The sequence below is a fragment of the Actinomadura sp. KC216 genome (assembly GCF_004348535.1).
Lineage (GTDB): Bacteria > Actinomycetota > Actinomycetes > Streptosporangiales > Streptosporangiaceae > Spirillospora.
In genome coordinates this window covers 1-10,207 of record NZ_SMJX01000296.1, presented here as the reverse complement: position 1 = coordinate 10,207, position 10,207 = coordinate 1, and the positions used below count along the sequence as shown (strand labels likewise).

The window sequence follows — 10,207 nt, the reverse complement described above, 5'->3', positions numbered from 1 at the left end:
AGCCCGCTCCGCCCCGCACCCCTTGACTCCCTTACGCCGTACGATAACCTTACGACGTATGACTCCCTTACGCCGTACGACGGACGGGACGGCCCGCCGGCGGCCCGCCGAAAGGAAGCGCCCATGAAAGCCTGGAGCTGGGACCGCTACGGCCCACCCGACGTGCTGGCCCTCAAGGACGTCGACGCGCCCGGCATCGCCCCCGGCGAGGTGCTCGTGCGGGTGCGGGCGGCGTCCGTCAACCCCTACGACTGGCGCCATGTGGGGGCCGACCCGAAGCTGGTCCGGCTGACCATCGGCCTGCGGCGGCCGAGGCCGGGGCTGATCCCCGGCGCCGACCTCGCCGGGGTGGTCGAGCGGGTCGGCGACGGCGTGACCGGCCTTCAGGTCGGCGACGAGGTCTTCGGGGAGGTCCGGCTGGGCTCGTTCGCCGAGCTGGTCGCCGTCCCGCAGGACAGGCTCGCCGTCAAGCCCGCCCGCCTCACCTTCGAGCAGGCGGCGTCGGTGTCGATGGCCGCCCACACCGCGCTGCAGGGCCTGCGGGACGTGGGGAGGATCGCCGCCGGGCAGCGGGTCCTCGTCAACGGGGCCTCCGGCGGGATCGGCACGTTCGCCGTCCAGCTCGCCAAGTCGTTCGGGGCCGAGGTGACGGGCGTGTGCAGCACCCGCAACGTCGAACTCGTCCGCTCCCTCGGCGCGGACGACACCGTCGACTACACCCGCGAGGACTTCACCGAACGGGCGGGCCGCTACGACCTGCTCATCGACATGGTCGGCGACCGCTCGCTGGCCCGGCTGCGCCGCCCGCTGACGCCCCGCGGGACGCTCGTGATCGTGGGCGGCATCGCCTCGGGCCGCCACAGGCTGCTCGGCCCGGCGGCGCAGGTGATCCGCGGGACGCTGGCCAACCCCTTCGTCCGCCAGCGGATCGGCACCGTCCAGTGGAAGCCCAACTCGACCGATCTCCGCCTCCTGGCCGACCTCATGGACAAGGGCGAGGTCACGCCCGTCATCGACCGGACGTACCCGTTCGACCAGATCCCCGAGGCGCTGCGCTACATCGAGAAGGGCCACGCGCGAGGGAAGGTGGCCATCACCTTCTGACCACGCGAAAGGCGCCCCTCGATCGGTTCGGGGGGCGCCTTCGCACGTCGTGCTGGATCAGGCGCTGACGGCCTTCTTGTAGAGGCGGGTCGCCAGCGGGACGAACACCAGCAGCATGACGGCGATCCAGATGAGCGATGCCGGAACGGCGTGCTGGATGGGCCAGGCGTCCGAGGTCTTCATCGCGGTACTGGTGTTCCCGAACAGTTCCCGCGCCGCCTGGGTGAAGGCGGAGACCGGGTTCCAGTCGGCGACGACGCGCAGCGGCGTGGGCAGCTTGGCGCTGTCGATGAACGCGTTGGACACGAACATCAGCGGGAAGGAGACCATGGTCGCGATGTTGTTGAAGTTCTCCGGGGTGCGCAGGGCGAGTGCGACGGTCGCGGTGAACCAGGAGAACGCGTAGGCGAAGAGCAGCAGCAACGCGAACCCGAGGACGGCCTCGAACGGCGAGGTGTGCACCCGCCAGCCGACGACCAGGCCCATCCCCGCCATGACGACGAGGCTGGCGAGGTTCATGAGCACGTCGCTGACGGTCTGCCCGATCAGCACCGCGGACGGGGCCATGGGCAGCGAGCGGAACCGGTCGAAAATGCCCTTCTGCAAATCCAGGGTCAGCGTGTAGCCGGTGGTCTGCGCACCGATGATCACGGCCTGGACGAAGATCCCCGGAAGCAGGAACTCCTTGTACGACATTCCCGGGACGTCGATGACGCTGCCGAAGACATAGGCGAACAGCAGGATCAGCACGATCGGGAGCATGAGGGCGCCGCTGAGCAGGTCCGGCTGGCGCCTGATCTTCAGGGTGTTGCGCTTGGCGATCGTCCAGCCGTCGGCGATGGGCAGGGTGAGGGCGTTCATCGGGCGGCCTCCTCGGCCTGGTGGGGGTCGGCGCCGGGCGTCCGGTGCCCGGTCAGGGTGAGGTAGACGTCGTCGAGCGTCGGGCGGCGCAGGCCGGCGTCCCGGACCCTGACCCCGGCGTCGGCGAGCCCGCCGAGGACCCGGTGGAGCGCCTCGGCGCCCTCCGACACCGGAACGGTGAGCTGCAGCGATTCCGGCACGGTCCGGATGGCGCCGACGGCGACCCAGGCGAGCGTCTCCCGGGCGGTGTCCAGGTCGGCGGCGTCGGCCACGGTCAGCTCGATGCGGTTGCCGCCGACCTGGTCCTTGAGATCGTCGGCGGTTCCGCGGGCGATGGCGCGGCCGTGGTCGACCACCAGGATCCGGTCGGCGAGCTGGTCGGCCTCCTCCATGTACTGGGTGGTCAGCAGCAGCGTGCTGCCGCCCGCGACGAGTTCGGAGATGGTGTCCCACAGCGCGGCGCGGGCCCGGGGGTCCAGGCCGGTGGTGGGCTCGTCGAGGAACAGCACCGGGGGGTCGGCGACCAGCGCGCCGGCGAGGTCGATGCGGCGGCGCATGCCGCCGGAGTAGCCCTTCACCGGACGGTCGGCGGCGTCGGCGAGGTCGAAGCGTTCGAGCAGCTCGCGGGCGCGCTCCCGGCTGCGCTTGGCGCCCAGGTGGTAGAGGCGCCCGACCATCTCCAGGTTCTCGGCGCCGGTGAGGTGCTCGTCGACGGCGGCGTACTGGCCGGACAGCCCGATCTTCGCGCGCAGCCGCCGGGCGTCGCGGACGACGTCGTGCCCGGCGACGGTGGCGCGCCCATCGTCCGGCCGCAGCAGTGTGGTCAGCACCCTGACCGTCGTGGTCTTCCCGGCGCCGTTCGGGCCGAGGAGGGCGAGCACCGTCCCCTGCTGGACGGAGAAGCTCAGCCCGTCCAGCGCGGTCACCTCGCCATACCTCTTGACCAGACCTTCGGCCGTGATCGCGTCGTTCATGGGGGGTTCTCCTTCGTGAGGTTCGGGGGTCAGGACCGGTGGACGTCGATGTCGCCCCAGTTGGTGTGCGCGTGCACCTCGACGACCGCATCGGTGGTCTCGGGACCGTCCGCGGCGGTCAGCGCGTTGCGCACCACGCCGTTCTTGGAACGGAGGTCCAGCAGCGCGGCCGTGCCCTCGGGGATGCCGATGCCGACCCGCGCGTGACCGCCGTCCACCTGGACGGTGCCGCTCACCGCAGCGCCGACCCGGATCCGGCCGTGCGCGGAGGTGAGGACGAGCCCGCCCATCGAGCGGTCGACGGTGATGTCGCCGGTGCCGGTCTTCAGCCGCAGGTCACCGGTCACCTCGCCGATCGTGATGAGGCCGGTGGAGTTCTTCACCGTGCCGGACCCGGCGACGGACCCGAGCCGGATCGCCGCGACGGAACCGGTCACCTCGACGGGCCCGGTCACCCGGTCCACGGAAATCTCCCCGATGGACGACCTGGCCTCCAGCGAGCCGGTCTCCTCCAGCCGCACGTCGCCGTTCGAGCTGTGCACGACGGTCCGGCCGAGCGCCCCGGTGGCGACGAAGCCGGCCATGCCGCCCGCGGCGACCCCGGCCTCGACGCCGGACCCGGCCGGCAGCTCGATGGTCACGTCGATGGATCCGCGCCAGGACCGCAGGTACCCCAGGCCCTTGGGCCGCGGGCCGCTGACCCGCAGCCGCCCGCCGGAGAACTCGACGACCGTCCGCTCGGCGTCCTGCACGCACGCCTCGTTGGCCGGATCGCTGGGGCGGACCTCGACCACGGTGTCGGCGCGGTCGGCGGCGTGGATGCGGACCTGGCCGACGAAGACGTCGATGTCAGCGATGATCGGTTCGGGAGTGTCGAAAGTTGGCATGGCGGAGCCCTCCTCATGGGTCCGGTGGAACGTCCCGGCCGGGCCGGGCGACGAATGATGGGGCGGGCGGGTGCCGCTAGCGCACCCAGCCGGTGTAGTTGCGCCCGCTCTGGGGCTGCTGCTGCGGCCGGGCGGCGGGACGGCTCCCGCCGCCGGTCTCGAACGCGGCGGACACGGCGCGGACGAGCCAGGCGTTGACAGAGATCCCCTGCCGTCCGGCCGCCTCCTCCACGCGCACCTTGAGGTGCTCGGGCAGCCGCAGGGTCATCCGCGCGGTGCCGCCCTCCTCACCGGCGGGCGGCGCGGCGGGCGCGGGCGCCGACATCGGGGCGTCGTCCCACGAGGCGTCCGCGTCGCCGCCGGCCGCGCTCACCGGCGCCGGTGCCGGTTCGGGCGGCGTCACCACGAACGCCGGATCGCCGCCGCGCAGCCGCACGTCGACCGACCCCGGCGCGAGCTCGCTGGTGATCTCGTCCGCCGCGGCCGACAGCGCCTCCAGCAGCGCGAGCCGGGTGGCCGACTCCAGCACGCCGGTGAGGCGCTCGGCCAGCGCGCGGGCGTCCGGCCCGCCCGCCTCGGCGGCGACGACGAGTTCGCGGCGAAGGTTCTCCACGTACGGCATCAGGTCCATGCCCTCATAATGACGTCATAGCGACGTCATGTCAAGCCGATGATGACGTCACGAATGACGCAAGTGACGCCACTCCATGGCGCCATAGACAGCACAGAACCCATCTGATAGCTACTAGTAATCAGATGATTATGAAGAGTGATTAACGAAGGAGATGCGACAGTGAGGTCGTTCGCCAAGCGGGCGCTCGTCGCTCCCGTCCTCGCGGTGGCCCTGGCGGGCGGGGCGCCCGCCACGGCCACCGCGCAGGACACCGGCAAGAAGGCCACGGTCAACCTGATCAGGCTCGTCTGCTACGAGACCGAGGACACCTCGGGCGGCGACGAGATCTACATCATGATCAACGGCAGCAAGGTCTGGTCGATCGCGGACTCCATCAACTGCGACCACAGCAACCCGAGCCACTACCCGATCAACCACAAGGCCCAGACCGGGGACCAGGTCTCGCTGTTCGACAAGGACGGGGACTTCCCGGGCGACGCCGACGACCACCTCGGCTCCGACATCATCGAGGGCGACCGGGGAAGCCTGGTCTTCAACCTGGACGACGCGCTCTACACCATCGACTACGGCCCGGCGTAGCGACCGGTTCAGCGCTGGACGGCGTCCCGCCGGAGCCGGGGTTCGACCCGCGCGGCCCACGCGGTGGTGATCTCCTCGATCCGGGGGACGTCGTCCTCCTCGACCGCCAGCCCCGGCGTGACGACGGTGGCACCGAGCTCGACCAGCAGGGGGCGCAGGTGCACCTCCACTGCCAGGGCGTGCGCCGCGGAACCCACGACCATCAGGGGCAGGGCGACGGTCCCCGCCAGCGCGCCGGTGTCGATCCGGTCGAGGAACGCCTTCAGCAGCCCCGTGTAGGTCGCCTTGTACGTCGGGCTCGCCACGACCAGCAGACCGGTCTCGGTGACCTGGCGCACCGCCGCGGCGACCGACGAGTTCCCCCGGTGGAAGAGATGGGTGGCCAGGCCGGCCAGCTCGATGACGTGCGGTTCGGCGTCGTCGCCGGCGAGCCGCGACACGGCGCGGGCGGCGCTGACCCCGGCCAGCGAGGTGCGGGAGCCGGGCCGCGGGTTGCCGACCAGGACGGTGATGGACATGCCGTTCCTCCAGATGCCTGCGGTCATGGGAGCCGGGCGAAGCCGCCGAACGCGCCGCCGTGGTAGAGCAGCGGTGACGCCCGGCGGTTCAGCAGCGCGCGCCTGACGTGCCCGACGACGAGCCAGTGGTCGCCGATGGCGCGGGTCTCGTGGCGGTCGCAGATGACGTGCGCGGCGGCGCCGTCGATCAGCGGGACGTTCTCCTCGCTCGGCCGCCACGCCGTGGGCGGGGCGAACCGGTCGGCTCCCCGGGCGGCGAAGCGGGCGGCGAGGTCCGCCTGCTCCTCCGCCAGGAGATGGACGCCGAAGAACCGGGCCCGGCGGAGCACGGGCCAGGTGGTGGACGAGTCCGCGATGTAGAAGGAGATCAGCGGCGGGGCGAGGCTGACGCTGGTGAACGACGTGGCGGTGAGGCCGACCGGGGTGCCGCCGACCACGGCGGTGATGGCGACCACGCCCGCGGCGTGCCGTCCCAGCGCCTCCCTGAACAGGTCGGATCCGACGCCGTCGCGCGGCGCGGCGACGTGCGAGGCGGTCATGACGGCCGCCCTTCCGCGACCGGCTCCGCGAGCCGCCGGCCCGGCGGGCGCGGGAGCCCGTAGTGCTCGCGGAGCGTGGTGCCGGTGTACTCGGTGCGGAACAGGCCCTTCGCCTGCAGCAGCGGGACGACGTGGTCCACGAACGCCTCCAGCCCGGACGGCAGCACGGCCGGCATGACGTTGAAGCCGTCGGCCGCACCGGCGGTGAACCAGTGCTCGATCGTCGCGGCGATCTGCTCGGGCGTGCCGGTGAAGGTGCGGTGCCCGCGCCCGCCGCCCAGCCTGCCGATGAGCTGGCGGACCGTGAGGTTCTCGTCCCGGGCCAGCTTGACGATCAGCGTGTACCGGCTCTTGGCGCCCTCGATCTCGTCCTCGGCGGGCAGGTCGGGCGGGAGCGGCGCGTCCAGCGGGAGCCGCTCGGGGTCCAGCCGCAGCGTCCTGGCCAGCTGCGCCCGCGCGTACTCGGGGAGGATGAGCCGGTCGAGCTCCTCGTCGAGCGCCCGCGCCTCGCGCTCCGTGCTCCCGATCACGGGGACGATCCCGGGCAGGACCTTGATCTGCTCGGGGTCGCGTCCGGCCGCGGCACCGCGGCGCTTGACGTCGGTGTAGAACGCCTGCGCGTCGGCCAGGGTCTGCTGCGCCGTGAAGATCGCCTCCGCGTGGCGGGCGGCGAAGTCACGGCCGTGCTCCGACGAGCCCGCCTGGACGAGCAGCGGATGCCCCTGCGGAGAGCGCGCGGTGTTCAGCGGCCCGTGCACCCGGTAGTAGAACCCGGAATGCTCGATCGGCCGCACCCGGTCCTGGACCGCCCAGGTGCCGCCCGCCTTGTCGCCGATGGCGGCGTCGTCCTGCCAGCTGTCCCACAGCCGGCGCGCGACCTCGACGAACTCGTCCGCGCGCTCGTAGCGGTCCCGGTGCGCGGGCAGCTCGTCGAGGCCGAAGTTGCGCGCGGCGTCCAGGGTCGCGGTGGTCACGATGTTCCACCCGGCCCGGCCGCCGCTGATGTGGTCCAGCGAGGCGAACCTGCGGGCCAGGTTGTACGGGTCGTTGTAGGTGGTGGACGCCGTCGCGATGAGCCCGATGTGCGTGGTCGCGGTCGCCATCGCGGCCAGCAGGACGGTCGGCTCCAGGACGCTCGACGGGCGCCGCCCGACATTCCCCATGAGCGCGGGGCTGTCGGCGAAGAACACCGAGTCCAGCAGGCCGCGCTCGGCGGTCCGGGCGAGCCGCGCGAAGTACGCCGCGTCGTGGTTGACGAAGGGGTCGGCGCCGGGGAGCCGCCAGGCCGCCTCGTGGTGTCCGTTGCTCATCAAGAAGGCGTTGAGGTGCAGCCGTCGCGCGGTCATCGTCCGACCGCTCCTTCCTTGCCGGAGGTCTGTTCGTCGTCGTGGGGGTCGGCGATGCCGAGATCGGCCAGGAGCCTGCTCCTGATCCGGGCGAAGCGGGGGTCGGTCACCGTGCGCGGGGACGGCAGGTCGACGGCGAGGTCGGTGCGGATGGTGCCGCCGTCGAGGACGAGCACCCGGTCGGCCAGCGTGATCGCCTCGTCGACGTCGTGGGTCACCAGCAGGACCGCCGGACGGTGCCGCTCGCACAGCCGCCGCAGCAGCGCGTGCATCCGGATGCGGGTGAGGGCGTCCAGGGCGCCGAACGGCTCGTCCGCGAGCAGGAGTTCGGGCTCCCCGACCAGGGAGCGCGCCAGGGAGGCGCGCTGCTGCTCGCCGCCGGACAGCTCGTGCGGCCAGGCGCACTCCCGCCCGGCGAGCCCCACCTCCCGCAGCGCGGCGAGGCCACGCGCGCGGCCGTCGCGCGAGCGCAGCCCGAACGTGACGTTGGCGAGGAGCCGCTGCCAGGGCAGGAGCCGGGAGTCCTGGAAGACCATGGAGATCCGGCCGGGCTTGACCAGCGTGCCCGAGCCCGCCACCCCGTGGTCGAGCCCGGCGAGCGCGCGCAGCAGGGTGCTCTTGCCGGACCCGCTGCGCCCGAGCAGGGCGACGAACTCGCCTCCGGCGATCGCGAGATCGACGCCGTCCAGCACCGCCTTCCCGCCGAAGCTCCGCTTGAGCCCGGAGATCCGGACCGCGGGCCTTGCCGCCAAGGTCAGTCGTCCAGCGTCAGCCGCCATGACAGCGCCCTCCTCTGCACCAGCCGGACCGTTCCATCGAGGAGCAGCCCGAGCACCGCGTAGACGACCAGGCCGACGATGATCACGTCCGTCTGCCCGTAGGTGCCGGCGAGCGTCATCATGTAGCCGATGCCGCTGGTGGCGTTGACCTGCTCCACCACGACCAGCGAGAGCCAGGCCGACATGACGGCGAACCGCATGCCGAGCAGGAACCCGGGCAGCGCGCCCGGCAGCACGACCCGCCGCAGGAACTCCGCCCGTCCGGCCCGCAGCGTCTCCGCCAGCTCGACGTAGCGCTTGTCGATCGCACGCAGCCCGTTGTGGGTGTGCATGTAGATGGGGACCACCACCGCCAGCGCGATCGTGATGACCTTCATCTGCTCGCCGATGCCGAACCACAGGATCAGGAGGGGGAGCAGCGCGAGGTTGGGCACGGCTCGGTTGATCTGCATGGGCCCGTCGAGCAGGCCCTCCCCCACCCTGCTCAGCCCGGCGACCACCGCCAGCACCAGGCCCGCCGCGACCCCGAGCCCGAGGCCGAGCAGCGCGCGGGTCGCGGAGGTGACCAGATGGTTCTGGAGCTCGCCCCCGGAGATCAGGTCCCCCGCGGTGGCGAGGACCGTCCACGGCGCGGACAACACACGGGGGTCGATCCACCCCAGGGCCGCTCCCGCACTCCAGGCCAGGAGCAGAAGCGCCGGGCCGATCGCCAGGCCGAACGGGATCTTGTCCCCGGGCCCGAGCCGTTTCGCACGCGGTGCGTCACCGGACAGCCGGGCTCCCGCCGTCGTGGCGCTATCCGGCGGCGCTTCCGCCGGACGTTCGGTGCCGGTGTCGATGCTCATGATCCCTCCCCGGACGCGACCGCCGGGCCTCCGGCCGCGAACGCGGCCCCTCCGACAGCCTCGAACCGCAGGTCGTAAAGCTCCGCGCGGACGTCCACCTTCGGATGCCCCTGCTCCCTGGCGAGCAGGTCGGCGGTCTCCTGGTGCCGCTCGATGACCTCGTCCCACGTGGCGGGGATCGCGATCCGCCCGTCGCGGCGGACGAGGTACGCGGCGTCCGCCGGGGACAGCCCTTCGTGCTCGACGTAGTAGCCCTTGGCCCACTCGCGCGGATGCTCGTTGATCCACCGGGAGGCTTGCGCCCACAGCCCCACGTAGGCGCGGATCGCCGCGGCCTTGCCGGGACTGCTGAGGCTCGTCTCCGCCACGTACAGGTCGGACGGGTCGTCGCGGAGCCCGTGCGGGATGGTGGTCGCGCCGTCCCGCCCGAACTTGCTCAGGTACCTCTTGATGAGCACCCCGCCGAGGGGCGCGGCGTCCACCTGCTTACCGGCCAGGGCGTTGACGTAGGCGTCGTCGGTGCTGGCCATCTCCACGAGGGTCACGTCGTTCTTCCGCAGACCCGTCTTCCTGAGAACCTGGAGCACCAGCGCGCCCTGGGCCTGCCCGGGGCTGTAGGCGATCCGCTTGCCCCGCAGGTCCGGCAGGCTCTTGATGTCGACGCCCGGCGCGACGCCGAACTCGTAGATGGGGTGCCTGATGGGGTCATCGCGGACCGCCGCCGCCACGATGCGGACCTTGAGGCCCGTCCAGCGGGCGTGCAGCGGCGGGATGTCCGCGACGGCTCCCACGTCGAGCGCGCCGGCGCGGAACGCCTGGGACGTCCTGGGCCCGCCGGAGATGTTCGCCCATTCGACCTCGAAGGGCAGGCCGTCGATCAGGCCGGACAGCTCCAGCGCCCGCTGCGTCTTCGGGTCGCCGATGACCAGCTTGGCGCCGTCCGGGACGCGCTTCGGCAGCGCGGCGGTCAGCGCGAGCCCGCCTTCGCCCGTGCGGTCCACACCGGAACCGCCGCAGGCCGTGGTGATGGCGAGCAGTGTCAGGGCCGCGCCGAACGCGAGGCCGGAAAGTCGTGGATGCATGGTCGCCTCCTGCGGGAGTCGGGCACCCAGCGCGCGCGGGCGAGGCACGGGTGTGCGAC

Annotated in this window: 12 protein-coding genes; 2 read left to right on the top strand and 10 right to left on the bottom strand. The window is 72.4% G+C overall.

Annotation, left to right across the window (positions count from 1 at the left end; genetic code table 11):
- The first annotated feature begins 123 nt into the window (after window positions 1-123).
- Window positions 124-1,104 carry an NAD(P)-dependent alcohol dehydrogenase gene (locus E1264_RS34080; protein WP_132180199.1) on the top strand — a complete coding sequence of 327 codons (981 nt, stop codon included), beginning with the start codon at window positions 124-126 and terminating at the stop codon, window positions 1,102-1,104.
- A 57-nt stretch (window positions 1,105-1,161) separates the two neighbouring features.
- On the opposite strand, the gene E1264_RS34075 is transcribed toward E1264_RS34080, so the two are convergent.
- The 4 genes from E1264_RS34075 to E1264_RS34060 all read right to left on the bottom strand — a co-directional run bounded on the left by E1264_RS34075 (window position 1,162) and on the right by E1264_RS34060 (window position 4,457).
- Window positions 1,162-1,965 carry an ABC transporter permease gene (locus E1264_RS34075; RefSeq protein ID WP_132180197.1) on the bottom strand — a complete coding sequence of 268 codons (804 nt, stop codon included), beginning with the start codon at window positions 1,963-1,965 and terminating at the stop codon, window positions 1,162-1,164.
- Window positions 1,962-2,939 (bottom strand): ATP-binding cassette domain-containing protein, encoded by a 978-nt coding sequence (locus E1264_RS34070; RefSeq protein ID WP_132180195.1) that lies wholly within the window; start codon window positions 2,937-2,939, stop codon window positions 1,962-1,964. Before E1264_RS34070 ends, E1264_RS34075 begins: the two co-directional genes overlap by 4 nt.
- A 29-nt stretch (window positions 2,940-2,968) precedes the next feature.
- Window positions 2,969-3,826, bottom strand: a complete 858-nt coding sequence (locus tag E1264_RS34065; protein ID WP_132180193.1) for a DUF4097 family beta strand repeat-containing protein — start codon at window positions 3,824-3,826, stop codon at window positions 2,969-2,971.
- A gap of 76 nt (window positions 3,827-3,902) precedes the next feature.
- A complete protein-coding gene (locus tag E1264_RS34060; protein ID WP_132180191.1) occupies window positions 3,903-4,457 on the bottom strand; it encodes a toxin-antitoxin system HicB family antitoxin in 555 nt (184 codons plus the stop codon).
- A gap of 162 nt (window positions 4,458-4,619) precedes the next feature.
- Between E1264_RS34060 and E1264_RS34055 the strand changes: the two genes are divergently transcribed.
- Window positions 4,620-5,039, top strand: coding sequence for a hypothetical protein (locus E1264_RS34055; protein ID WP_132180189.1), 420 nt, complete (start codon window positions 4,620-4,622; stop codon window positions 5,037-5,039).
- Between the two features lie 8 nt (window positions 5,040-5,047).
- On the opposite strand, the gene E1264_RS34050 is transcribed toward E1264_RS34055, so the two are convergent.
- Genes E1264_RS34050 through E1264_RS34025 form a run of 6 tightly spaced genes read right to left on the bottom strand, consistent with a single transcriptional unit; the run spans window position 5,048 to window position 10,148 of the window.
- Entirely contained in the window at window positions 5,048-5,557 is a 510-nt protein-coding gene (locus tag E1264_RS34050) for an NAD(P)H-dependent oxidoreductase (RefSeq protein WP_132180187.1), read from the bottom strand.
- Between the two features lie 23 nt (window positions 5,558-5,580).
- The gene (locus tag E1264_RS34045) at window positions 5,581-6,096 is read right to left on the bottom strand and encodes a flavin reductase family protein (protein ID WP_132180185.1); all 516 of its coding nucleotides are present in this window, start codon (window positions 6,094-6,096) and stop codon (window positions 5,581-5,583) included.
- Window positions 6,093-7,442, bottom strand: coding sequence for an LLM class flavin-dependent oxidoreductase (locus tag E1264_RS34040; RefSeq protein ID WP_132180183.1), 1,350 nt, complete (start codon window positions 7,440-7,442; stop codon window positions 6,093-6,095). The genes E1264_RS34045 and E1264_RS34040 overlap by 4 nt, the downstream gene beginning before the upstream one ends.
- The gene (locus tag E1264_RS34035) at window positions 7,439-8,221 is read right to left on the bottom strand and encodes an ABC transporter ATP-binding protein (RefSeq protein ID WP_132180181.1); all 783 of its coding nucleotides are present in this window, start codon (window positions 8,219-8,221) and stop codon (window positions 7,439-7,441) included. Before E1264_RS34035 ends, E1264_RS34040 begins: the two co-directional genes overlap by 4 nt.
- On the bottom strand, window positions 8,197-9,066 hold the full coding sequence (locus E1264_RS34030) for an ABC transporter permease (RefSeq protein ID WP_132180178.1): 870 nt from the start codon (window positions 9,064-9,066) through the stop codon (window positions 8,197-8,199). Before E1264_RS34030 ends, E1264_RS34035 begins: the two co-directional genes overlap by 25 nt.
- On the bottom strand, window positions 9,063-10,148 hold the full coding sequence (locus E1264_RS34025) for an ABC transporter substrate-binding protein (RefSeq protein ID WP_132180176.1): 1,086 nt from the start codon (window positions 10,146-10,148) through the stop codon (window positions 9,063-9,065). Before E1264_RS34025 ends, E1264_RS34030 begins: the two co-directional genes overlap by 4 nt.
- Window positions 10,149-10,207: the final 59 nt, after the last annotated feature.

Coding starts and splice junctions, on each gene's coding strand:
- E1264_RS34035 (WP_132180181.1), bottom strand. CDS start 8,221: ATGGCGGCTGACGCTGGACGACTGACCTTGGCGGCAAGGCCCGCGGTC.
- E1264_RS34065 (WP_132180193.1), bottom strand. CDS start 3,826: ATGCCAACTTTCGACACTCCCGAACCGATCATCGCTGACATCGACGTC.
- E1264_RS34075 (WP_132180197.1), bottom strand. CDS start 1,965: ATGAACGCCCTCACCCTGCCCATCGCCGACGGCTGGACGATCGCCAAG.
- E1264_RS34060 (WP_132180191.1), bottom strand. CDS start 4,457: ATGGACCTGATGCCGTACGTGGAGAACCTTCGCCGCGAACTCGTCGTC.
- E1264_RS34025 (WP_132180176.1), bottom strand. CDS start 10,148: ATGCATCCACGACTTTCCGGCCTCGCGTTCGGCGCGGCCCTGACACTG.
- E1264_RS34040 (WP_132180183.1), bottom strand. CDS start 7,442: ATGACCGCGCGACGGCTGCACCTCAACGCCTTCTTGATGAGCAACGGA.
- E1264_RS34045 (WP_132180185.1), bottom strand. CDS start 6,096: ATGACCGCCTCGCACGTCGCCGCGCCGCGCGACGGCGTCGGATCCGAC.
- E1264_RS34030 (WP_132180178.1), bottom strand. CDS start 9,066: ATGAGCATCGACACCGGCACCGAACGTCCGGCGGAAGCGCCGCCGGAT.
- E1264_RS34070 (WP_132180195.1), bottom strand. CDS start 2,939: ATGAACGACGCGATCACGGCCGAAGGTCTGGTCAAGAGGTATGGCGAG.
- E1264_RS34080 (WP_132180199.1), top strand. CDS start 124: ATGAAAGCCTGGAGCTGGGACCGCTACGGCCCACCCGACGTGCTGGCC.
- E1264_RS34050 (WP_132180187.1), bottom strand. CDS start 5,557: ATGTCCATCACCGTCCTGGTCGGCAACCCGCGGCCCGGCTCCCGCACC.